We start from the raw sequence: 25,197 nt of genomic DNA, 5'->3' as shown, positions 1-25,197 counted from the left end.
ATAAAATTATCGGATAGTTAATGCAATTACAGTTACAAGTAAGGATACTGCTGATAAAATGACACCAGTATTCGGGCCGACTACAGCTGAATTTATCTTCGTTTTATTCGGTTCAACATACAAAACGTCGTTTTGATGTAAATAATAATACGGTGAGTTTATAAAGTCTGCTTTAGTAAGATCCATACGAACCACTTTTTTCGTTCCATTAACTTCACGAAGTAATAATATATTATTTCGCTTGCCATAAATGGTTAAATCGCCTGCTAAACTCAAGGCTTCCAAAACAGTAACGCGCTCAGAATTTATAGGATAAGTACCCGGTCTAATAACTTCTCCTTGAACTGTAACTTTAAAGTTCAATATTTTAAGATCTATTTTAGGATTAGTGACATATTTAGATAGTTCAGTAACTAAAACTTGTTCTGCCTCTGATCTTGTCAAACCACCAAGCTTGATTTTACCAATTAGTGGAAAATTAATATTGCTTGTATTATCAATTAAATAAGTAAAAAGTCGTTGAACTTCAATACCACTTCTTTCATTACCAACATAAGAAACATTGGGCATGTTAAAAGGAATTACAGCCTCTGGATTATCTCCTCTTACAATTATAGAAAGTATATCATCTGGTTGTAAAATAGATTCATAAGAAGAAGTAGCCATTTGAACAGAATCTACATTTTGGTAATACACCAAATCTTTTCTTGAAGCGCAAGAATTTAACAACAGCAATACTACTAAGAAGCTTATAATATTCTTTTTTAACATAAATATTTTTTTTTTGCAAAGATAATCCTATTTATTTAATCATAATATAAATTAACAAACTATAAGCTATTACAAGCAACTTTCAAACTTATTTAAGTGAAATGATGATACATTAAAGCAAAATGTATCAAATAAAACCATTTGTGAATCTATCAACTGTTGCGTTGAGCCTATCGAAGTGCTTTATTGCTAAAGTCCTATTTATCCAAATATTCAAAATCGGAATTCATACTTTTAAATTCGGGAACAATTTCCTTCATTTTAGCTACAATCTCATTTTTAGAAAATTCCTTGGATATCTTAATCAATTCCTTCACCAAACTTTGAACTAATTCCAGGTCTTCATACTCTTCTTGAGCTATGGTTATTTTCTCATGATGCGTTAATACGGTTTTAGAAGTATCGTTCAATAACTCTTCATATAGTTTTTCTCCTGGTCGCAAACCAACTATTTTGATTTTAATTTCTTTATCAGGAGTGTATCCAGCCAAGCGTATCATTTTATGAGCCAAATCAATAATTTTTACGGGTTTACCCATATCAAAAATAAAGATCTCACCACCTTTACCCATAACACCAGCTTCAAGCACGAGTTGACAAGCTTCGGGAATAGTCATAAAATAACGAATAATATCAGGATGTGTTATGGTAATGGGTCCACCTTTTGCAATTTGACTTGTAAACAAGGGCACAACAGAACCGTTAGAACCCAATACGTTACCAAAACGTGTAGTGATGAATCGTGTAGTGCAATCATTATTTTTCAGGGCTTTGTGATGCAAGGCTTGAACATATTTCTCTGCAATTCGCTTACTAGCGCCCATTACATTACTAGGATTAACCGCTTTATCGGTAGAAACCATAACGAAACTTTCTACATTAAACTCATAAGAAAAATCAGCTATGTTTTTGGTACCTTGTACATTAACAAAAATAGCTTGTGATGGATTGTCTTCCATTAAAGGAACATGCTTATAGGCTGCAGCATGAAAAACCACATCAGGCATAAACTCTTGAAAAACAGACCTAATTCCGTCACGCTCTCTTACATCGGCTATGACACAACTTACTTTCTCTTTTGGAAAATAAGTGCCAACCTCCAAACTCATGTGATGCAAAGGGGTTTCAGCTTGATCCAATAACACAATATGCTTCGGATTAAAGGAAATAACTTGCTTAACTATTTCACTTCCAATAGAACCAGCAGCACCTGAAATCAATACAACTTTATTGAATAATTGCTTAGAAATAGCATTGTTATTCAAAACAATAGGTTTTCGTTCTAATAAATCATGAATTTCAAAACTTTTAATGCTTTTTGAAATTTCTTCCTCATTTTCCCAATCAGAAATAACGGGCACGGTATACACCTTGCAATTGTATTCTAAACAATCGTCAACTATGGCTAGCTTTTCATTTTTAGACAAATTCTTATCCGCCATAATCAAAGCAGTAGCATTCATGGCGCGCAATATCACAGGAATACGCTTCTTGACATTAATTATAGGAAGGTTTAAAATAAGTTTACTAGCATTTTTATTGCCTTTGTCTAAAAATCCTACAATCCTAAATTTTCCTGGAGTTTCCAGTTCGAGGGCTTTAGCTATAGAGATAGCATTTGCGTCAGAACCATATATCAAAGCTCTAGTTAGATGATCCGACTTCTTTTCTTTAATATAATGCTCAAACATTTGTTTGACTACTACACGATAAATAAACAATCCAACGAAAGAAAATATGGTGTTTATAAATAAACCCGTATTCATAAATACTTTTTCATTAAAAAAATAAGTATGAATAATATTATAAAACACACAAAGCACCAGTACAAATAATAAAGAAGTAAATATTTTTATGGCATCAATATAAGAAGAGTGCCTTATAATTCCAGAATACGTTCTGAAAACCCAAAAAAAGATTATGTGTAAAATTAGATAACTAAAAAAATAAAATACAATTTTAGAAAATAACATGTACTGCAAGCCCATTTCTAAAAACAGCTTGTGCGTCAATAAAAAACTTACAACTACTATTGCTAAATCGATAATTAGAATCAACCAACGAGGTAGATAACCCAAATTACTAAAATCAGTAAGGGATTTCATTCTGAGCATCAAATCAGATTTGAATGGTGCAAATTTGGATAAAAATGAATTTTTCAAATGATATAATTGTATTACAAAAATTAAACGTAATAGCTATTTTTAAATAACGTACTAGGAATTAAAAAAAGCTTGAATTTCAGTTTGAATTCTATTTCTATCTTCATCAGTAAGGTTAGATCCTGATGGTAAACACAATCCATTGTTAAACAACCCTTCAGATATATAGGTTCCGTAATAAGGATACTTTTCGAAAATAGGTTGCAAATGCATAGGTTTCCACAACGGACGACTTTCTATATTTTTGGATTCTAAATAAATTCGTAGGTCTTCTCTAGTTTTTCCATTAGTCAAGCTAGAATCAACTACAATAGAGCTCAGCCAATAATTGGCAAAATAATCGTCATTAGGAACGGTAAAAACTGTAACACCTTCTATTTCCTTGAAAAGCGCCGTATAAAACTGCTGCATTTCACGACGTTTTTGAACGTGCTGGTCTAAAACTTCCATTTGACCACGGCCAATTCCTGCGCAAATGTTACTCATTCTATAATTATACCCAATTTCTGAATGTTGATAATGGGGTGCAGTGTCTCGTGATTGAGTAGCAAAAAAAACAGCTTTCGCTTTGTCTTCTGCATTTTTACACACTAAAGCACCACCTCCAGAGGTAGTAATGATTTTGTTTCCGTTAAACGATAATACTCCAAAATCGCCAAAAGTACCGCATTTCTGTCCTTTATAAGAGCTACCCAAAGCTTCAGCACTATCCTCAAGTACCGGTATGTCATACTTTTTTGCAACAGCATGAACCGCATCAACTTGGTAAGGCACGCCATACAAATGAACACCTATTATAGCTTTTGGCTTTTTGCCTTTTTCAATTCGATCCACAATTGCTGCTTCAAGAGCAACCGGACATAGATTCCAAGTACTAGTTTCACTGTCAATAAAAACAGGAGTCGCACCCAAATATAAAATAGGATTAGCCGAAGCCGAAAAGGTCATACTCTGACAAATTACTTCATCACCAGCTTTGACTCCCAAAAGAATTAAACCCAGATGAATCGCTGCAGTTCCTGAACTCAAAGCTGCAACATTGCTATCTTGCTTTAAATAATGCTCTAAATCTTGCTCCAATCCGGTTACGTTTGGGCCTAAAGGAGCAACCCAATTAGTAGCAAAAGCTTCATTTACAAATTTTTGTTCAGTACCACCCATATGAGGTGAAGACAACCAGATTTTATCTTTATTCATTGCATTTTTTTGATTTTACAAAATTAGAGAAAAAAAACTAAAAAAATACACGTAAAACTACGTGTTTCTTTGTAGAATTATTACTACACAAAAATGGTTTTTAGAATAATTTTTATATCTAAAAGTAGGTTGTGATTATAATAGTACTCTAAGTTCATTTTAACTTTATCGGGAAAAATCACTTCATCGTTGTAGAACTTCGGATTAACTACACTTTGCAACAACTTTTCTTCATTTCTGTATTTTATTGATGCTTCGCTCGTTAGTCCGGGTTTTAATTCTAAAATTTTTCTGTTTTCACCTTCTAACAAATCATAATATCCTGGCACATCTGGTCTTGGACCGACAAAGGACATATCACCTTTTAGAATATTAAACAACTGTGGCAACTCATCTAATTTAGATTTTCGCAGAAATCGCCCAAACCAAGTGACGGTTTTTAAACGATCATTCATTGATTTTATTTTAAAAATGGTAAACTTTTTCCCATGTTGTCCAATACGCTCTTGAGTGAAAATTCCAAATGATTGAGTGTCAATAGTTGCGATAAAAACACATAATAAAACAATCCATCCAAAAAAGAACAAAGCAATTATTGAAAAAATAAAATCAAAGATTCGCTTAATTATCATTTAATCATGAAATTTTATTGGCTTTGCTGGAATTCCAACGGCCGTACATTTTTCAGGTAATGTTTTAGAAACTACTGCACCAGCTCCAATTATAGTTTGCCTTCCAATTTCTAATTGGTTGATGATTTTGGCTCCAGTTCCAACATAAACTTCTTCATGAATTACAACTTCACCAGAAATATTTACAGAAGGCATGAACGATGCGAAAGAATTGATAATAGTATCATGACCTACTGTACACATCAAATTAAGAATTACAAAATCTTTTATATCAATATTGCAAGTAATAATCGTTCCTGCACAAATGATACAGCCAGTTCCAATAGAAACAAATTCATTACCTATTAATACGGAAGGATGCATTAAGGTTGGAAAATTAATATTTGGATTTGATAATTTTTCAACTATTTTTCTTTTAATTTCAGGAGCACCAATAGCAACTACCACATTAACTTTATTGTTAATTTTTGCTAAATCTTCTACGGAACCCAGTACTAGATTATTATTGATCTTGGACCCAACTGTAAATCCATCATCATAATAACCAAGAAACTCATATTTTTGCTCATCACGATTAATTTGATCAATAAGCATTTTCACTTCTCTACCAAAACCTCCTGCTCCAACAATTACAATTTTTTCCATACTTTATATTATTTTGAACCTTTAAAAACTTCCATAGTTGCCTGTCCTTCTTGACTTATTCCTTCTTTAATAAAAACTTTCTTAACTGTTAAAAACAGTATTCTAACATCTAATGAAAAACTACAATTTTTTACATACCAAACATCATATTCAAATTTTTGTTCCCAACTGATAGCGTTTCTTCCATTAATTTGCGCCCAACCTGTAATGCCAGGTCGAATTTTATGCCGTTGTTTCTGATAGTCACTATACAAAGGCAAATAACTAACTAATAAAGGGCGTGGTCCTATTATACTCATATCGCCTTTGAGAACATTAAGTAGTTGAGGAATTTCATCCAAAGATGTTTTTCTAACAAAACTTCCTATTTTGGTTAGCCGATGTTCGTCTGAAAGAAGTGTACCATGAGCGTCTTTTTTATCATTCATGGTTTTAAACTTAACAATCTTAAAAAGTTTTTCGTTCTTTCCAGGACGCGTTTGAAAGAAAAACGGCTTTCCATTATTTGCAAAAAAGAGACCAATAGTCACTAAAATGAATATCGGACTCAAAAGCAAAAATCCTACTAATGCAGCAAAAAAATCAAGTATATTTTTAAAGTACGATTTATACATGTATTTTAGCTTTAATTAAATTGTAAGAACGGGCAACTAGATAATCATTTTGAAGAAGATTCCAGGCATTTTCTTTCATTTTGTTATAGTGCTCTTCGTCAGAAAGTACTTTATCAATAGCAATTTGCATAGCGCTACTATCTCCAGAAATGACTTTGTATCCGCAGTTATTTTTTTCAACTATAGCACCAATATCTGTGTTAGAATCGGTTGCAGTAATTACAGGCATTTTCATTTCTAAGTAAGATAAAAGCCTTGATGGAAAATTGGGAATTGTAAAATCTTTATGCAAAAAAATCAGCCCAACATCGCAAGCATTCAGCAACAAATCATAATCCTGTTTTGGCAATCCTGCTAACAAAAGAGCATTGTTTGGTTTAAAATTTTGAAACCATTTTTCAACTCGATTGTATTCGGTACCCGACCCAACTATCAAAAAAAAGACAGCTTTATTTGTATTTGATGCAATGGTATCCAAAAGAAAATCAATGCCTTGCGGTTTTCCTAAATTCCCTCCATAGACAAATATTTTTTTATCTAAAGGAAGATTGTATTTCGATTTAATAGTCTGTTTTTGTTCTAAACTTTGATTAAAAAGAAAAGGTTCAATAGTATTAGGATTTATCTCTACTTTTCCAGCATCAATGTCAGGATTGTGTTGTAATAAAAAAGTTTTGTTAGCTTCAGACATACAACCGATAGTATCTGAAATAGAGTATAATTTCTGCTCTTTTTTGACAAACATTCTATGCAAAATTCCATTCTTTTTTAACATTTTCATGTCGATTGCATTTTGCGGAAAAATATCCTTCAGCAATAAATAGGAATAGGCAGAATCTCTTTTTTTTACAAAATTTATAACCTTAGAAAAGGTAATTGGTGGCGTCGAATAAATAATAACATCAAATTTCACCTCAGAAAAATGCTTTTTAATGGCAGCTAGAAATTGATATTCAATGGCTAAAGTTCCGAATCCTTTTTCAACAATATTGGTTTTCTGAAGATTCAATGTTTGTACTTGTAATAAAGTTCCCTGTTTTTCTTTTCTAACCTCGGTTTTCTTTTTTTCGCGTCGTTCTACAGGACAAACGGCAAAAACCTCATGCCCTTCTTCATGAAACTTACTAAGTAAATCGGTATAAATTCCTCTATCTGAAAAGGAATTAATTTTGACCATAGTTAGAAAAAGTACCTTCATTTTAATTTTCGCTCCAAACGGTTCTTTTAATATAATCAGTATAACTTAAAATGATACGAACCATTTTTTCTGAAACATTGGGCATAGAATAATCGGCAACAGATCTGAAATTTCGTTCCTTACCTATTTTTTGATATTGCAATTGAACTAAACCTTGCATTATGCGCTCAGGATTTAAGCCAACCATCATAACTGATGCTTCCTCCATAGCTTCGGGACGTTCGTGTGCATCTCTTATATTTAATGCTCTAAAATTTAAAGTTGAAGATTCTTCAGAAATAGTTCCTGAATCGGATAAAACAGCAAACGAACGCATTTGCAATGCATTGTAATCATTAAAACCCAATGGCTTTAAAAATTGTACATTTTTATGCATTTCAATGTTCTTTTTATCAATCATATTGCGCGTTCTTGGATGCGTACTCACAATAATTGGATAATTGTATTTCTCAGCAATCAAATTAAGACTGTCCATTAAACCTCTAAAGTTTTTTTCGCTATTGATGTTTTCTTCTCTATGAGAGGAAACTACAAAAAATTTACCTTCTTCAAGTTGCAAGCGCTCCAATACATCAGATGCTTCAATTGATGGTAAATAGTGATTTAAAACTTCAAACATTGGCGAACCGGTTTTAATAATTCTATCAGCAGGCAAACCTTCACGAAGCAAATATTCTCTTGCAATATCGCTGTAGGTTAAATTGATATCGGACACGTGATCAACTATTTTACGATTGGTTTCTTCTGGAACACGTTGATCGAAACAACGGTTTCCTGCTTCCATGTGGAAAATAGGAATATGTCGTTTTTTAGCTGGTATCGCACAAAGACAACTATTGGTATCGCCTAAAACCAAAAAGGCATCTGGTTTTTCGGTTTCAAGTAAGGGATCAATTTTTATTAATATCTGACCTACGGTTTCGGTTGCAGTGGCACCAGCAGCATTCAAGAAAAAATCGGGTTTACGAATTCCTAAATCATCAAAAAAGATTTGATTCAATTCGTAATCATAGTTTTGCCCTGTATGAACTATAATATGCTCAATAGCGTCGGAATGGTCTAATGCAGCCATTACTCTTGATAATCGAATTATTTCTGGTCGTGTACCCACAACGGTCATCACTTTTAATCTTGCTTTCATATTCTTTATATTTTTTTTTAATCTTTTTAGCACTTTGTAATATCACGCAGATTTAAAAGATTAGAAGGATTTTTTTCTGATAATTAGATCGCGATTATTACCTAATCTAAAAATTAATTCCTATAGTTATTTACAATTCTTTTAATATTATCTTTTACGGAATCTGTATTGAAATTGACCAACAAACCTAATGGAATTGAAGTTAGCTTTAGATATGTTATAATTTGCTTAAAGTGTACTTTAGACAATTCTTCAACAGATTTTATTTCTATAATAACTTTATTTTCTACTAAAATATCAATTCTAAAAGCAACATCCAAAATTATATTTTCGTAATGAACAGGCAATTCCAACTGTCTTTTATATGCTAACCCTACTTTATCCAATTCATAGCACAATGCAGACTCGTAAACTGATTCAAACAATCCTGGACCTAGATTATTGTAAACATTAAAAATACATCCTCTAATTTGATATGTTAAATCTTCCTCTTCCATTTCAATCAGTTACTAATATTTATAAATATTAAACTCAAAAACTAATCTATAAAAAATCCTTTCAATCTTTTAAATCTGCGTGAAACAATCACACATTCTATAATAAATATCCTAATCATATTGGATTACAATAAATCTAATATTCAACATCTATTAAAAATCCTTTCAATCATTTAAATCTGCGTGAAACAATCACACATTCTCAAAATAAGTATCCGGATCATTTGGATCATAAAATTCATTAATCCAAAAAATGGTGTATAACTCCTCATCACCAACATTTTTTATATTGTGGGTGTACCAAACTGGCATGTCTACATAAGCTGGTTCATCTCCACTTAAATAAAAATCATGAGTTTCTTGAGTGCCTATTTGCCTAAGTTGAATTAATGCTTTCCCTTTTATAACAGCAAAACGTTCAATTTTTCTAGTATGAAAATGGTTTCCTCTAGTAATTCCAGGAACCGTGGTAGAAAATGAAACTTGTCCGCCTACATTCAATCGAATTACTTCAACGAATGCGCCTCTCGGATCGGTATGTTGTGTAAATTTTACAGGAAAATGATTGGCAATATCCATATAGCAACGAAAAGTGTTGAATAAATTCACTTCAAATCGGCTATTTAACTCAGGGATAATTCCGTTATTTTGATATTGTTCTTTATACTTTTCTAATAAAAAAAGAATTCTAGAAACTTTAGATTCTGAGGTATGTGGTACTAAAACTTCCTCTTTACTATCACCAATTCTAATTTCTTTTAGAATTTCATCCACCAATTCGCCAACGTAAATAAGTTTCAAATCACCGTCAACATCAATAGTTGGCGTTTCATTTCTAGCAATTTTATGACTAAAAGTAGCTACAACAGAATTATAGTTGGGATGACCAAAAGGCCCAAAAACATTCGGAATAATCAATCCTGTGAAGTTCCCTTGCGATTTTTTTGCCCAATTGGCTAATAATTCTCTGGCTTCTTTTTTAGACTTACCATATAGATTGTCTCTTTCTTCTTGCGTTGAAGATGAAAAAATCACATGAGCTTTGCTGTTGGTTGCTTCAAGTGCGTGAACCAATTTAGTTGCTAAACCTACATTGGTGTCATAGATAACTTGTGGATCATTGTGTCTATTCATAGCAGCAAGATGCACAATAACATCACATTTCGAGACAAAATCGTTCAGTTTTGTAGCATCCTCAAAAAACTCTTTTTGAAAATCAACTCTTTCAAACTCTTCTTGAAAAAGAGCCAAAGTAGTATACAAATGTTTGCCTACAAACCCAGCTTGTCCTGTAATTCCTATTTTTAGCATAATTTTATTCTAGTTTAAGGGAAACCCTTTTTATTTTTTAAAATAATTAATATCATATCGATATTCATCCACTATTTCACCTAGTAAATAATCAGACATAAGCAACAGTTTGGATGACTCCTCCAATGCTTGAATGCTGGAAACATACCCTTGTGGAACGTGTAAAATATCCATTTTAAGCGAATCTAAAACAAAGTGATGTTGCTCTAAATCTGATGATGGTGTAACCCAATCATCAATGGCAATCAGCACAATTTTGAATGAACCTTGAATGGCAGAAAACCAACGTTGCTCTATTTTATGACCTTGCCAACCACGAACAAATACAGTATTTCTATTTTCAATTGTATAAATTCTTTTTACTTCTAAAGCATTAAAATCATTATTAAATTGTAAAACACCTCTGTCATCGGCATGACTATTACCTTTAATTATTTGCGGAAGCACTTTCATAACATTGCTATTTAAAACCATTTATTAGTTAACTAACCACCAAATACTAATCACAAATCACTAATCACCAAATACTAATCACTAATTACTAATTACTAATCACTAATCACTAATTACTAATCACAAATCACTAATCACCAAATACTAATCACTAATTACTAATTACTAATCACTAATTACTAATCACTAAATCATCCAGGCATTTGCGCCACATCTTCACCAAAAATTTCTTTTCTAATTAAAGGCAATTTTGATAACAATTGCTTCATTCCTTCTACTCCTAATTGCTCAGTATTATGAGAATGGTAATCTTCAATTTTGGATATATCTTGCTCACCTTCTGAGAAATATTGAGCATAATTCAAGTCGCGATTATCGGCTGGAACTCTATAGAATTCGCCCATATCTTCGGCTTTAATCATTTCTTCACGGGTGCAAAGTGTTTCATATAATTTTTCACCATGTCTTGTTCCAATTACTTTAATTTCGTTGGTGGCATTACTTAGCTCTTTTAATGCTTGCGCTAAATCGCCAATAGTTCCTGCAGGCGCTTTATTAACAAACAAATCACCTTGATTTCCGTGCTCAAAAGCAAACAAAACCAGTTCTACTGCTTCATCCAATGACATTAAAAAACGAGTCATATTGGGATCGGTAATGGTTAGCGTTTGCCCAGTTTTAATTTGATTTAAAAACAAAGGAATCACCGAACCTCTTGAGGCCATTACGTTTCCATAACGGGTTAAACACACCGTTGTATCGTTGTTAGGAATTGTTCTTGAAGCAGCCACAGCCACCTTTTCCATCATTGCTTTGGAAATTCCCATAGCATTTATAGGATAAGCTGCCTTATCTGTACTTAAACAAATTATTTTAGAAACCTTATTAGCAACAGCAGCATCAATAGCGTTTTGCGTTCCCATAACATTAGTCTTTACAGCTTCCATTGGGAAAAACTCACAAGAAGGCACTTGCTTCAAAGCCGCCGCATGAAAAACATAGTCAACACCACGCATAGCACGTTCTATACTTGCATAATCGCGCACATCTCCAATGTAAAACTTGAGTTTATCACTCTTTAATTGGTTACGCATATCGTCTTGTTTTTTCTCATCTCGAGAAAAAATTCTGATTTCACTAAAATGATCCGTTTGTAAAAATCGGTTTAAGACGGCGTTTCCAAAGGAACCTGTCCCACCTGTAATTAATAAAGTTTTGTTTTGTATTTTCATGTGATAATATTCTTTGCAGTTGAATAAAGATAATTAAAAGTTTTATTTGAACATTCTTTCCATGTATATTTTATGGATTTTGAAAAAGAATCGTGAGAATAAATATTCCTAAGCTGGGTAGAATCCAACATCGTTTTTATAGCCATATTAATGCTATCAACATTAGTCGGATCAAAATAAAAACCAGCGTCTCCTAAAATTTCTGGCATTGGTCCTTTGTTTGAGGAAGCAATCGGTAAACCTGAAGTCATGGCTTCAATCAAAATTATGGGCATATTTTCACACGAAGACGCAAACACAAAAGCATCGGCGCTTTTATAAATCTCCGCCAATTCTTTGTGCTGGATTTGACCTCTGTAATTTATTATTTTATTAGTATCATGTTGAAGAGAGGTATTGAATCTAGAGAATGATTCCGAATCAGTACCACCAACGAGCGTTAAACTAATGGGATATCCCATTGAACGTAAGGCAAGCACAGCTTCGACAACATTCCATTGATGCTTATAAACGGTTATAAGTGAAACATATAATAATTGGAATGGGTTAGAAAAAGAATAATCAGCTATATTTTTTTGCTCTTTTGGTGTCTGAAGAAATTCTAAACTAATTCCGTGTGGGATAATCTGATTTTGTCTTTTCAAATTAATTTTTTTTGTGATAAATTGTTGGGCATAATTTGTTAAAAACACAACTGCCTTCGCACGTTTAAAAGTTAGACCTTGAGTAATAAATAAAATTTTAAAACGCAATCTTGATTTCCAACTTTTGTAACGTTTTTGTTCTTCAAATTCAAATGGCAACATATTTTGACTCATAGCGACAAAATTCTTAAATGAACCTAAGAATGTACCTCCAGGAACAAACAATAATGTACAATTTGATTTTTTTGCTTCTCTTGAGAGTAGGAAAATTTGAAAAATAAAAGAAAAAACAAATGATTTATTTAACCAGTTATGAGTACGCTTCTCCAACCAATCGTTAGAAGGCAAATTACTTAACGTAACACTATTAGACCAAACTATTACTTTCTCAAAACAAATAGAGCCACTGTCCGCATTATTTAAAATTTCTTTTAAATGTGTCAAACCGCCACCTGATCTGATATTTGTTGCATCTATACCTAAAACCATTTTTTACTTTTAAATTTATTATGAAGCATAACACTAATAACTATTTTATTTATTCGTCTCTTAATAACTTACTTTATTAAAATAATTATTTTAATTGCTTACTATAAAATCATAATATTGGGACGCAATATTCTCGACAGAAAATTTTTTAATACTTGCTTTGGCGGCATCACCCATTTGTATTCTATGATTTTCATTGCCCATCAAATAGCGTAATTTTTGTTCAAATAATAAATCGTCATACAGAGGTATTAAATAACCATTTTCTCCATCAGCAATCATTTCCGAAGGTCCTGCAACACAGTCATATGAAATTACAGGCAACCCCGAACTCATTGCCTCTCCAATTACATTTGGGAATCCCTCACTACTAGAAGTAAACACAAATATTTTAGAGCGAAGTAAAAAATCGTCTACTTGATCCTGCACTCCAGCTAAAAAAATGTTTTTCTCCATTCCTAGACTATTAATCTGCGCTTGAAATTTAGTTCTATTATTCTGTTTATTGGAGTCACCTCCAACTATAACTAATTTCCAATCGGAAGTTTGAACTTTGGCAAAGATATCTATTATTCTATTAATGTTCTTAGAGGAAATTAATCGACCTACAGTAATAATACTATTTTCTTTTTTAATTTCTTTACCCGATTCAATTACTCTTATTGGATTACCTATAACTTTAACATTACTATTTTTAAATTTTCTTTTAAATAATTCCGAAGCTTTAGATGTTTGAACAATTACACCAGTAGCATAAGGATATAAAACCTTTCTTAAAAAATCATGAACCTTTCCTAAGGATTCCAACGGACTATTCCTATCGGAAACATATAATGGAAACTTTAATCCGAAAAGTGATATGATAATTAAATTGTTCCATATTTCTCCAAAACTCAGAATGGAATCTGGCTTAATATTCGCAATCGTCTTTCTTACAAAAAAAATTGTTTTCACTGTAGATAATAGACGCATTGCATCATTAAACTTAAATGCAGGTCGGTGAACTACAACATTACTAGGAATAGTATAAAAATCATCTAAAGGTTTACCATAGATTATTAAATGACACTGAATATCAGGTTTTGCAGAGAAATAAACAACTAGTTCACTCATTACTCGCTCCATTCCGCCAGAACTCATTGTAGGTATTAAAAATGCAATTTTTTTCATACTTCTAAAAATCGATTACTTCTCTTTAAATGATTCAACAATAATCTTAAATCAAATAAGTTTTTATTTCGATATAAACTTACTTTCATCAAGTTTTAAAAGAGTTTTTTTCTTCTCTTCAGGCTTCAAGCCCTTAGTATTGACATTGTATTTTAACATTTTTTCATTTAACGAATCTAAATCACCAATTATTTTGGCAGGATTACCTCCAACAATTGTTCCGCTTTTTACGCTTTTTGTTACCACAGCACCTGCCGCAATAATGACATTATCTTCTATTATTACACCTGGCATAATCAATGCATTATTGCCAATATAAACATTATTTCCTACCTTAATTTTTCCAAAATAATCCATTTTCGGATATTTTTTTCTAAAAACCCATGCTGCACCATGACAGAAAAATTTTACATCACTTGTTATTTGCACATTATCACCAATTTCAATCAGATATGGTTCAGAACTAAAATTTAAGGTTTGAATATCACATCCCTTACCAATTTTTACACCAAGATATCTTGCATGTTTTTCGCAACTCCAAAAATTTAGTCTATATAATCTAAATATTAAATTAATAAGTTTCATAATTTAGTTTTAAATATTTGTAAAATCTAAAAGTTTTTGTGCTTCAATTTTATAATTAAAGCTTTGCATCGCTACATTTTTTCCATTAGCACCTATTTGTAGGGCAATTGAATAATTATTTAAAACCCAATTTATTTTAGCGGCAAAATCTTCCGCATCATCAGGAATAGTATAAATGATATCATGCTTGTCTTTCAAATACATTTTAAAGTCACCCACATCTGTTATTACAATTGGATTCTTAGTCATTAAGTATTCACCTAACTTGGTTGGAAATCCATACTGAGCCTGTATACTGTTTGGACGAGACAGCACCAAAAGTTTAGATTCTGCAAGTAAAAGTGGCATCTCATCTGACGAAATTTCTCCAGTAATGATTACTTTATCTTCAATAGATAAAGTATGTATTAGCTTATATACGTTATCCTTTGTTTGCGCACTTTCAAAGCCACCAATTAAAGTTAATGTCATTTCTGGATGATGACTTAAGACGGTTTTAAAGGCGTTCAACAAATAACTTATTCCATCTTTAGATTCAGAAATGGTACCGCAATAGGTAATGGTATTTTTTCTCTCCTCAACTACAATATTTTCAAAACGAAATGAATCAACAATCATATTGATAGTAGTAACTTTTTCTTTTTTTATTCCAAATTCACTAATAAAAAATTGACTAAGCGAGGGTGTAATGGTGATGATTCCATTAATTTTTAAACAAAATTTCTTGAAAAAATAATATTGTAATTTACCTATAACTTTATTATTGTGAATATGTACCGAAGGATGCTCTGTAATCTCATTAAATACTTTTAAAGCTGGATTAAAAAGGAACGCAAACCAAGGATTAATTGTTCCATAAACCAGAACCGTTTCGTTTTTTTTAAGTCGTACAATGTAAAAAAGCAAAAAGAATCTGCTAACCAAATGTTTTAAATATTTATTTTTTGGAGAAAAAGCGTCCCATAGATAAATGAAATCAACATTTTCATAAGAATTTTTGACTTTATCTCTCGTCGTATTTGGATATATAAAGACAATTTTAACTGTAACCCCTAATTCTCCCATACCTTTAGCTAGAGCCAAACATCTATTTATGGAAGCAATATTAGGAATATAACAATCTCTAATTATATATATATTTTTCATTTAGTATAACAAATTAATTACGGGTAAAAGGTTGATTAGCATTCTCTTTTGAAGTGGCAATCTTATTAAGAAAATCTACAATTAAAAACCCAAATAAAGGCACCAAAACTGAATCGGATAGTGTACCATAGAAATTTGATTTTGCCCAATAAATAAGAAACAAATAATAAAAGAAAAAATTTATAGACCGATTTATATTTCTCCTCTGTTGGATTCTAATAAAAAAGTAATGCGACAAATAAACAATAAAGAAAATGGCAAAAAAAGATCCTAAAAAGCCAAAATCCTTTATAATTGGGAGATAAGCAGAGTGAGTAACGTAAAAATAATCTCTTGAAAAATCATAGGTTTCTTGATTGAAATAATAGATACCTAAAGCATTTGCAATGGATGCATTTTCGATACCAAATCTTGAAGCAAAGGGAATTTGCCAATTTATAAAACCATTAAAAGTATATTGACCATAACCTAAGTTCTTATCAACAGCATCTACTCTGCGATACTGATATCCTACATAAGAGCTGTTAACATACTCCATTGCTCCATACATAAAGGAATACACCCCTAGTTTTTCTTTAATTAGTTGAGTAGATTCATATGTATCATCTTTTGAACTTCTTACTTCTCCAATCCATGATATCATACTATTTATAAAGAAAGCCAACAACAAACCATAAAAGATAATCTTTTTTCTTGCTTTTACTTTAAAATTTGCAGGCACGGTTAATATTGCTCCTATTAGATAAAGCATCATACCATAAACCATTGCAACTCGACCTCCTTCAGTTAGTGAAAACAGTGTATCAGAGACAAAAGGTAAAATAATAATGGCGATTTTTTTAAAATTTGCTTGTTCTAAATTAAGTAACATCTTAATGATTTTACTACCAGCAAAAATCGATAAAGGAATGGATAACAAACGGAAATAACCAACAATGAAACTGCGGTTCTCAATAGTTTCATGCATATTATCACGAGCAGCTACAAAGTCAAAACCTCTTCCCTCAACGAAAAAAACATAAAGTGAAAGTAAAAAATAACAAATGGATAGTAGTGCAAAAAGTCGGAAGGTAACAAAATAATTTATGCTAATAATTTGTGTATTTACCTTCTTTAGACCTATTTTCGTTACGGCAATAAAGCACAGTCCCGTTTGACCAACCAATATATTTAACTCATCTATATATTCTGGATAGGTTTCAATTAAAATATCTACAGATTTAAATAACAGCAAACCTAAAATCCCCAAAATCCAAATTATTGAAAAATAAAAAGCAGGAGATAATAGCACCCTAGCTTTCCAAATCTTAATTTGATAAAGAAGGGTTATTATTAAAATTGTAAGTGTTATTAATGCGATGTATGAATTCACGAAAATTGTAATTTGTTAATTTGTAATAAAACGAAATGAATTTATGTTAATGTACTTTCAAATTTATATTTATTAATTTTTTTGTTCGCAAAATAGTATACCCATAGTACAATAAAAAAGAGATAAGTAATTGAACCAATCATCGGTATTACTGTGATTCCATAGATCAATGACAAATAATATTTTAATGCAATAGTAATAGGAGTGTATAAGGCAAATAGAAGTATTTGAATTTTAATTTCACCTAATGCATTAAGTATCATAAAATAGGGAGAAATAAAAGCCAGTAAAACTTGCATAATCGACAACCAAAATAATGTTCCAAAAGAAAACTCAAACTCTTCCCCAAGCCACAAGTTAAAAATAAACTTGTTTAATGACAGGAAAACAATAACGATTGCAATAGAGGTCATCCCCATAATCATTGAGGTCTTTTTGGTATTACTCTTCACCCAGTCGACATCTCCTCTCGCAAGAGCTTCACCATTGGCACCCCACAAAGGAGCTGATAAGATGGTTACAATTGCAGAAAAAATGGTAGCAACTTTATAAATGATTGAAAAAGATCCAGCTTCTTTCAAATTACATGTTTTAGCAACTATAAAAGTATCCATTGAAATTCCAATAGTAGTTAAAATTGATAGAATACTGAAAAATATTCCTAATGATAATAACGACTTCGACATCTGAAAATTGAATAATTTATATTTGATTTTCAATTCTTTTCTTTGAAAATTAAAATAAACAAACATATTCACAGCAGATACTACAAAAGGTAAGAAAGAGGTAAATGCAAGTAATGTTAATTTGCCAAATTCAAACTTAACAATAATTATAATTGAAATTAAGTTAATTACATAACCAACAATGCCCCACATATCGCTTCGGTAACCTTCTTGTAAAGCTAATTGAGTTCTTTGTATAATTGCTACAGGTATCGAAAGTAATTTTGGCACTACAATAACAAACACAACGGATGCGGCAATTACCATGGTTTCACTATTTTGAGAATTCATTAATGCAGCCCAATCACAAAACCAAAAAATAGATAGAAAAATAAGTAATAATAATAACGTTATAGCCAACAGTATAAAAAAAGTGTTCGAAATAATTTTATTACAAAGCTCTAAATCATCTCTACCTTGTGCTTGACTAAGCTTAGTTTGAAGTCCATTACCTAAACCTAAATCACTAAAAGCAAACAATGCAAAAAAAGTTGTAACGGCACTCCAAAGACCATATACCTCAGGATTTAAGTAACTGTAGGTCATTCCCAAAGTAAGCAATGGAACAGCCATTGACAATATTTTTAATGTAGCAGAACTTAAGGCAGTAAGTTTTATTCTTCTTTTTCGCTCTTTGGATCTTCCGTCAACTGTTGAAAGATCAATTGGTTCAATTAGTTTATAAAGTTTATTAAGATTAAAAAAATGTGAAATATATTTCATTATTATTTTTGTTTCTAAAACTAATTTTAATTTATAATTTACTGATTAATTTAATTATTTGCCAATAATTTATCACTACCAATAAATTAAAAGAAGGACCTACAATCTTCCATCTGATTTTTCACCAAAAACTCCTTTTACATCATATAGAATAGAAGCAGATTTTTTATATTGTTCTAAATCCAAACTTAAAAACTCTTTGTGAGCAACTCCTAAAACTAATGCATCAAATTTATCTACGGGTAACTTAGTAGTAATCTCTAAACCGTATTCATGCTTAACCTCAGCTGGATTTGCCCAAGGGTCATAAATACTAACTGAAATTCCATAATCTACTAAAGCGGCAATCACATCCACAATTTTAGTATTACGAACATCTGGGCAGTTTTCCTTGAAGGTAATTCCCAACATTAACAAGGTAGCACCATTTATAGCAATTCCCTTTTTAATCATTAACTTCACAACTTGTGAAGCTACATATTCGCCCATGCTATCGTTCAATCGTCTTCCAGCCAATATAATTTCGGGATGATAGCCTTTCTCTTGAGCTTTTTGTGCTAAATAATATGGGTCAACACCAATACAATGGCCTCCGACTAAACCTGGTTTAAAAGGTAAAAAATTCCATTTTGTTCCAGCAGCATCCAAAACATCTTGAGTATTGATATCTAATAAATTAAATATTTTGGCCAGTTCATTAACAAAAGCAATATTAATATCACGTTGCGAATTTTCAATCACTTTTGCCGCTTCTGCAACTTTGATAGTTGGTGCCAAATGGGTACCAGCGGTAATAACACTTTTATATAAAGAATCAACTCTTAAACCAATTTCTGGCGTAGAACCAGAAGTTACTTTTAAAATCTTTTCTACAGTATGTTCTTTATCTCCTGGATTAATTCGCTCAGGCGAATAACCTGCAAAAAAATCTTCATTGAATTTCAAACCGCTAACACGCTCTAAAACCGGAATACATTCTTCTTCTGTAACGCCGGGATAAACCGTGGATTCATATACTACAATATCACCTTTTTTCAAAACTTTACCTACCGTCTCACTTGATTTATAAAGAGGTGTCAAATCGGGGCGGTTATTTTTGTCAACTGGAGTAGGAACTGTGACAATATAATAGTTGCAATCTGCAATATCACTTAAGGTATAAGAACATAATAATCCATTAGATTTGCTATCAAAATCAGCAACCAAAACATCTTGCAAGACTTCATCAGAAACTTCCAAAGTAGTGTCAGTACCAGAATTCAGACTAGCGATTCGCTTTTGGTTAATATCAAATCCTACTACCTGATATTTTGTAGCAAATAATCGTGCTAAAGGTAGTCCTACATATCCAAGACCTATAATGGCTATTTTATTCATAATCTAATGTAAAAAAATTATTTAATGCAGTGATGACGGTTCTATTTCAAATTAGAAAAATACCAAGCCACAGCTTCTTTTAATCCGCGTTGTATTGAAAATTCAGGCTCGTAACCTAACAGCAGTTTTGCTTTGTCAATACTTGCCAATGAATGAGGGATATCACCTGCTCGATTTGGTCCATGAATAAGTGGAACTGTAGCAATTTTTGGATCAAACTCGGAAAGATATTCTTTTAAATAACCAACCAATTGTGTTAAAGTGGTTCTATCCCCAAAAGCAGTATTATAAACAGTATTTAAGGCTTCTGGGTTGGTACTCTTAATAGCTAATGCATTCATCTGAATTACGTTATCTACATAGGTAAAATCCCGTGAAAAGTTTCCGTCGCCATTTATTATAGGACTTTCATAGTTCATAAACTGCATCACAAATTTCGGAATTACAGCAGCATAAGCACCATTTGGATCTTGCTTTCTTCCAAAAACATTGAAATAACGCAGACCAATTGTTTCTAAACCATAACTTTTTGAAAATATTTCAGCGTACAATTCGTTAACATATTTTGTTATCGCATAAGGAGACAATGGCTTTCCAATTATATGTTCCACTTTAGGCAAGTTTTCTGAATCGCCGTAAGTTGAAGAACTAGCGGCGTATACAAAGCGTTTTACTTTAGCATCACGAGCCGCAACCAACATATTTAAAAAACCAGACACATTAACATCATTAGAAGTAATCGGATCGTTTAGAGAACGAGGAACCGAACCTAAAGCTGCTTGATGCAAAACATAATCAACACCTTGACAAGCTTCATGACAAGTATTCAAATCACGAATATCACCTTCAATCAAGGTAAAGTTAGGATGGTTAATTATAGCATCCAAATTACGTAAATGTCCAGTTGCAAAATTGTCCAAACAAACAACCTCACTATCTTGACCAATAAAATACTCACATAAATTGGAACCAATAAAACCCGCACCTCCTGTAATTAATATTCTCATTTTTAACTTAATTTATATCTAACTTTTATCGTTTATAATCGCGAAATCCATTCTAAAATGGAATTCTAGGCTTTTCTATCGGTCTAATTGCTCTTAATATAATACATCAAAAATGCAATTGTAAAGAGTAAATACTATTCAAAAAAGGAGCATAATAATGTTCAAAAATTATGACATAAAATGAAATTAGCGATACAAAATAAAGCAATTCTCCAAAATCGATAAATTAAGTTGCAAAACTAAACTAAAAAAACAAGAATATTTGCCTTATTTACAGTTTAACAAAATTTAAAGGTTATAATTCCGAGTAAACAAAGGAAACAGACAAAATAATCCAAATAATTTGCTTCAAAACACCCTTAACAAAATACTACAAAAAACGTTTTTTAAGTAGAAGCATGTAGTTTATAGACTATAATTTACTACTCAACGATGAAAAAAACGGATAAAAAAAATGCTTTTTAAGTAATTTCTTTAGTAAAAAAAATGGTATTTTAGCTATAAAAAATGGCCAAAGTAATCGCTCCTTTTAAAATAGTTGGAACCCTTGATAATCTCACATTTTATCTAGATCAAGAAAAAAATAATTTAGTTAAAACAAAAGGCAAATCGGGAATTACAAGTAAGCAGTTTCATGAAAATCCAATTTTTACGAAAGCAAAAAATCATGGAAAAGAATTTGGTAAATGCTCTAAAAAAAGTCAAAACTTTAGAGCAATAGCATTTCGATACAACAAGAGAGCCAAAGACGGCAGCTATGCAGGACGTGCGAACAAATTGATGTTGGAAATAATGAATGAAGACACGATCAATGAGCATGGATATAGAACAGTTGAAGAAGGACTGAAATCAGAGGAAGCAAGAACTTATTTCATAGGATTTGAAGGAAACAAAACGAGAACATTACCAAAAGTTTTAAAAACCAAATGGATCTGGAACGACCAACTCAACCAACTAACAATAAACAAATTCAATCCAAAAAAGCACATCATCTGGCCAGAAACCGAATGTGATAATATTCATGTTGCTATAGCTTCTGCAAACTGGAATTTTTTAGAAAATAAATTCACAACAGAATACAGTGAAGAAATTATTTTAAATAAAGAGGAAAAACCAACCAACATTCTATTAGAAACAAAACAACCCGAAGGAAACGATTTAAAATTAGTATTTCTCTTCATAGGGTTTTCAATTCAAGAAAGAAAAAAAGTAAAAGAACTACCAAGAATTAACAACACAGTATCAATCATCTGGAGTAAATAATAAGCCCATTGTCACATCGAGCGCAGTCGAGATGCCTTAAATTTAACCCACAATCGTCACTTCAAGTGATTTTACGCAATGAAATGGAGAAAAATTGACCCGAGGCTTTTGCCGAACTGAGCGTAGCTAATCGAGAAACCTCTCCCAGCTCCCATCTTCCATCTTCCATCTTCCATCTTCCATCTTCCATCTTCCATCTTCCATCTTCCATCTTCCATCTTCCATCTCCCATCTCCCATCTTCCATCTTCAATCTTCCATCTTCAATCTTCCATCTTCAATCTTCCATCTTCAATCTTCCATCTTCCATCTTCCATCTTCCAGCTTACAAATACTGCTTATCATAATACTTCTGATAATCACCAGATGTCACATTCCTAAGCCATTCTTCATTAGATAAATACCAATCAATAGTTCGTTCAAGACCTTCCTCAAAAGTCACAGAAGGCTTCCAACCCAATTCTTTATTGATTTTAGAAGCATCGATAGCATAACGTAAATCATGTCCTGGTCGGTCTTTTACGTAGGTTATCAATTGCTCAGAAGTGCCAACTGCTCTTCCCAATTTAGAATCCATTTGCTTACACAAAAGTTTTACTAAATCAATATTTTGCCATTCGTTAAAGCCACCAATATTATAAGTATCGTGATTTTTACCCTCATGAAAAACCAAATCAATAGCCACAGCATGATCTTCTACAAACAACCAATCGCGTGTATATTTTCCATCACCATAAACTGGAAGTGGTTTGTTGTTAATGATATTATTAATAAAAAGCGGAATTAATTTCTCAGGAAAATGATACGTCCCATAATTGTTAGAACAATTAGTAATCACATACGGTAAACCATAAGTTTCGCCATAAGCGCGCACAAAATGATCAGAACTTGCTTTGGACGCTGAATAAGGCGAATTAGGATCGTAAGGTGTAGTTTCAGTAAATAAACCTTCGGCACCAAGTGAACCGTAAACCTCATCAGTAGAAATATGATAGAAACGTTTGCCTTCAAAATTGTCTTTCCAAATAGTTTTGGCAGCATTCAAAAGGTTCATAGTTCCGATAACATTAGTTTTCACAAAACTCAACGGATCAGTTATCGAACGATCCACATGCGACTCAGCCGCAAGATGTAAAACTCCATCAAATTGATGTTTCTGAAATAACTCATTTATAAAATCGGCATCTACTATATCACCTTTTACAAAAGTATAATTAGGTGCATCTTCAATATCTTTAATATTCTCTAAATTCCCTGCATAAGTAAGTGCATCCAAATTATAAATTTGATAATTAGGATACTTATTTACAAAGCGTCTTACTACGTGCGAACCAATAAATCCAGCACCTCCAGTGATTACTATTTTTTTCATTTCAAAAAGTTATAAAATAAATCTACTCCAATCTCCTAATATCATTTACTTCTTCCCAAAAACTAACTCCCAATTGCTTGATAATGGAAACCGATAGAAGTTAATTTTTCTCTATCAAGAAGATTTCTTCCGTCAAAAACGAAAGCTGGTTTTAGCATATTATCATAAATTTTCTTCCAATCATAGTCTTTAAATTCATCCCATTCGGTAAGAATTGCAATAGCATGTGAGTCTTTGCAAGCTTCGTAAGGATCAGAAAATGATTTAACTAAAGCTTCGTTTTTATGCGGTGCTCTACTTTCTAAATAATTCAAATCGGCAATCACCTGATTGTATGCAACTTTTGGATCAAAAACAGCAATATTGGCTTGTTCGTTTATTAAATCATCGGCTACATAAATTGCAGCAGATTCTCTAGTATCGTTAGTGTCTTTTTTGAAAGCCCAACCTAGAAAAGTGATTTTTTTATCGGCAACCGTATTATATAATGTAGAAACTATTTTTTTAGAAAATCGTCTTTTTTGGTGGTCGTTCATGATGATTACTTGCTCCCAATAATCGGCAACTTCATGTAATCCGAAAGACTTGGAAATGTAAACTAAATTTAGAATGTCTTTTTGAAAGCAAGAACCTCCAAATCCAACAGACGATTTTAAGAATTTAGAACCAATCCTGCTATCCATACCAATTGCTCTTGCCACTTCAGTGACATCCGCACCAGTTTTTTCACACAATTCAGACATGGCGTTTATAGACGAAACGCGTTGCGCTAGAAAAGCATTTGCCGTAAGTTTAGAAAGCTCAGACGACCAAACATTAGTAGTAAGTATTCTATCTTTTGGAACCCAATTGGCATAAACATCTACAAGAGCTTGAATTGCTTTTTGCCCTTCTGGAGTAGTATCGCCACCAATTAAAACTCTATCTGGAGCTAATAAATCTTCTACAGCAGTACCTTCTGCAAGGAATTCTGGGTTAGAAAGTATTTGAAATTGCACACCATTTCCTGTATGATCAAGAATATTTTTTATTGCTTCGGCTGTTCTTACAGGCAATGTAGATTTTTCTACAACAATTTTATCGTCTTTAGAAACTCTAGCAATTTGTCTGGCACAAAGTTCAATATATTTTAAATCGGCCGCCATACCTTTTCCGGATCCATAGGTTTTAGTTGGAGTATTTACAGATATAAAAATAAGTTGCGCTTCATCAATTGCTTTATCAACTTCGGTTGAAAAAAATAAATTTTTCCCACGAGAATGTTTTACAATTTCGCCCAACCCTGGTTCATATACCGGAATATTATCTACATTTTCATCATTCCATTTTTCAATTCTATCAGTATTTAAATCGACAACAGTAACTTTAATATGCGGACATTTTTGAGCAATAACTGCCATTGTTGGTCCACCAACATATCCTGCTCCGATACAACAAATATTAGTAATTTTCATTTTTATTATTATTTTATT

At 32.0% G+C, this 25,197-nt stretch carries 23 protein-coding genes; 1 reads left to right on the top strand and 22 read right to left on the bottom strand.

The window, feature by feature from the left end:
• Positions 1-6: 6 nt before the first annotated feature.
• The 20 genes from LG45_RS07250 to LG45_RS07155 all read right to left on the bottom strand — a co-directional run bounded on the left by LG45_RS07250 (position 7) and on the right by LG45_RS07155 (position 21,091).
• Positions 7-729 carry a polysaccharide biosynthesis/export family protein gene (locus tag LG45_RS07250; RefSeq protein ID WP_240471836.1) on the bottom strand — a complete coding sequence of 241 codons (723 nt, stop codon included), beginning with the start codon at positions 727-729 and terminating at the stop codon, positions 7-9.
• A 239-nt stretch (positions 730-968) separates the two neighbouring features.
• Positions 969-2,933 carry a polysaccharide biosynthesis protein gene (locus LG45_RS07245; RefSeq protein ID WP_373862623.1) on the bottom strand — a complete coding sequence of 655 codons (1,965 nt, stop codon included), beginning with the start codon at positions 2,931-2,933 and terminating at the stop codon, positions 969-971.
• A gap of 54 nt (positions 2,934-2,987) precedes the next feature.
• Positions 2,988-4,130, bottom strand: coding sequence for a DegT/DnrJ/EryC1/StrS family aminotransferase (locus tag LG45_RS07240; RefSeq protein WP_035125745.1), 1,143 nt, complete (start codon positions 4,128-4,130; stop codon positions 2,988-2,990).
• An 83-nt stretch (positions 4,131-4,213) separates the two neighbouring features.
• Positions 4,214-4,762, bottom strand: coding sequence for a sugar transferase (locus LG45_RS07235; RefSeq protein WP_035125744.1), 549 nt, complete (start codon positions 4,760-4,762; stop codon positions 4,214-4,216).
• A complete protein-coding gene (locus LG45_RS07230) occupies positions 4,763-5,407 on the bottom strand; it encodes an acetyltransferase (protein ID WP_035125742.1) in 645 nt (214 codons plus the stop codon).
• 8 nt (positions 5,408-5,415) lie between these two features.
• Positions 5,416-6,021 (bottom strand): sugar transferase, encoded by a 606-nt coding sequence (locus tag LG45_RS07225; protein WP_035125740.1) that lies wholly within the window; start codon positions 6,019-6,021, stop codon positions 5,416-5,418.
• Positions 6,014-7,198, bottom strand: coding sequence for a glycosyltransferase family 4 protein (locus LG45_RS07220; protein WP_240471834.1), 1,185 nt, complete (start codon positions 7,196-7,198; stop codon positions 6,014-6,016). Before LG45_RS07220 ends, LG45_RS07225 begins: the two co-directional genes overlap by 8 nt.
• 22 nt (positions 7,199-7,220) lie before the next feature.
• The gene (gene wecB, locus LG45_RS07215; RefSeq protein WP_035125736.1) at positions 7,221-8,360 is read right to left on the bottom strand and encodes a non-hydrolyzing UDP-N-acetylglucosamine 2-epimerase; all 1,140 of its coding nucleotides are present in this window, start codon (positions 8,358-8,360) and stop codon (positions 7,221-7,223) included.
• A gap of 113 nt (positions 8,361-8,473) precedes the next feature.
• Complete coding sequence (locus tag LG45_RS07210) at positions 8,474-8,857, bottom strand: GxxExxY protein (RefSeq protein ID WP_035125734.1); 384 nt, start codon at positions 8,855-8,857, stop codon at positions 8,474-8,476.
• A 192-nt stretch (positions 8,858-9,049) separates the two neighbouring features.
• Positions 9,050-10,168 carry a polysaccharide biosynthesis C-terminal domain-containing protein gene (locus tag LG45_RS07205; protein WP_035125733.1) on the bottom strand — a complete coding sequence of 373 codons (1,119 nt, stop codon included), beginning with the start codon at positions 10,166-10,168 and terminating at the stop codon, positions 9,050-9,052.
• A gap of 30 nt (positions 10,169-10,198) precedes the next feature.
• On the bottom strand, positions 10,199-10,621 hold the full coding sequence (locus LG45_RS07200) for a WxcM-like domain-containing protein (protein ID WP_035126683.1): 423 nt from the start codon (positions 10,619-10,621) through the stop codon (positions 10,199-10,201).
• Between the two features lie 191 nt (positions 10,622-10,812).
• Positions 10,813-11,853 carry a polysaccharide biosynthesis protein gene (locus LG45_RS07195; RefSeq protein WP_035125732.1) on the bottom strand — a complete coding sequence of 347 codons (1,041 nt, stop codon included), beginning with the start codon at positions 11,851-11,853 and terminating at the stop codon, positions 10,813-10,815.
• Positions 11,850-12,986, bottom strand: a complete 1,137-nt coding sequence (locus LG45_RS07190) for a glycosyltransferase family 4 protein (protein WP_035125730.1) — start codon at positions 12,984-12,986, stop codon at positions 11,850-11,852. The genes LG45_RS07195 and LG45_RS07190 overlap by 4 nt, the downstream gene beginning before the upstream one ends.
• A gap of 90 nt (positions 12,987-13,076) precedes the next feature.
• Positions 13,077-14,156: a glycosyltransferase gene (locus LG45_RS07185; RefSeq protein ID WP_035125729.1), complete on the bottom strand. Its 1,080-nt coding sequence runs from the start codon at positions 14,154-14,156 to the stop codon at positions 13,077-13,079.
• A gap of 63 nt (positions 14,157-14,219) precedes the next feature.
• Positions 14,220-14,741 carry an acyltransferase gene (locus LG45_RS07180; RefSeq protein WP_035125728.1) on the bottom strand — a complete coding sequence of 174 codons (522 nt, stop codon included), beginning with the start codon at positions 14,739-14,741 and terminating at the stop codon, positions 14,220-14,222.
• Between the two features lie 9 nt (positions 14,742-14,750).
• Positions 14,751-15,887: a glycosyltransferase family 4 protein gene (locus LG45_RS07175; protein ID WP_081932053.1), complete on the bottom strand. Its 1,137-nt coding sequence runs from the start codon at positions 15,885-15,887 to the stop codon at positions 14,751-14,753.
• A 13-nt stretch (positions 15,888-15,900) separates the two neighbouring features.
• Positions 15,901-17,259 (bottom strand): hypothetical protein, encoded by a 1,359-nt coding sequence (locus tag LG45_RS07170; RefSeq protein ID WP_035125724.1) that lies wholly within the window; start codon positions 17,257-17,259, stop codon positions 15,901-15,903.
• Between the two features lie 41 nt (positions 17,260-17,300).
• Complete coding sequence (locus tag LG45_RS07165) at positions 17,301-18,707, bottom strand: lipopolysaccharide biosynthesis protein (protein WP_035125719.1); 1,407 nt, start codon at positions 18,705-18,707, stop codon at positions 17,301-17,303.
• 99 nt (positions 18,708-18,806) lie between these two features.
• Complete coding sequence (locus LG45_RS07160) at positions 18,807-20,084, bottom strand: nucleotide sugar dehydrogenase (protein ID WP_035125717.1); 1,278 nt, start codon at positions 20,082-20,084, stop codon at positions 18,807-18,809.
• Between the two features lie 41 nt (positions 20,085-20,125).
• Complete coding sequence (locus tag LG45_RS07155) at positions 20,126-21,091, bottom strand: SDR family oxidoreductase (RefSeq protein ID WP_035125716.1); 966 nt, start codon at positions 21,089-21,091, stop codon at positions 20,126-20,128.
• A gap of 507 nt (positions 21,092-21,598) precedes the next feature.
• Here LG45_RS07155 and LG45_RS07150 point away from each other — a divergent pair.
• A complete protein-coding gene (locus LG45_RS07150; RefSeq protein ID WP_035125714.1) occupies positions 21,599-22,354 on the top strand; it encodes a hypothetical protein in 756 nt (251 codons plus the stop codon).
• 324 nt (positions 22,355-22,678) lie between these two features.
• Here the strand turns inward: LG45_RS07150 and rfbB are convergent, their stop codons facing one another.
• Positions 22,679-23,725 (bottom strand): dTDP-glucose 4,6-dehydratase, encoded by a 1,047-nt coding sequence (gene rfbB, locus LG45_RS07140; protein WP_035125713.1) that lies wholly within the window; start codon positions 23,723-23,725, stop codon positions 22,679-22,681.
• Positions 23,726-23,787: 62 nt separating this feature from the next.
• Positions 23,788-25,179 carry a UDP-glucose 6-dehydrogenase gene (locus tag LG45_RS07135; RefSeq protein WP_035125712.1) on the bottom strand — a complete coding sequence of 464 codons (1,392 nt, stop codon included), beginning with the start codon at positions 25,177-25,179 and terminating at the stop codon, positions 23,788-23,790.
• Between the last annotated feature and the right edge of the window lie 18 nt (positions 25,180-25,197).

The organism is Flavobacterium aquatile LMG 4008 = ATCC 11947 (assembly GCF_000757385.1).
Taxonomy (GTDB): Bacteria; Bacteroidota; Bacteroidia; order Flavobacteriales; family Flavobacteriaceae; genus Flavobacterium; species Flavobacterium aquatile.
The sequence above is the reverse complement of the archived record's forward strand: the minus strand, read 5'-3'. Positions and strand labels throughout refer to the sequence as shown.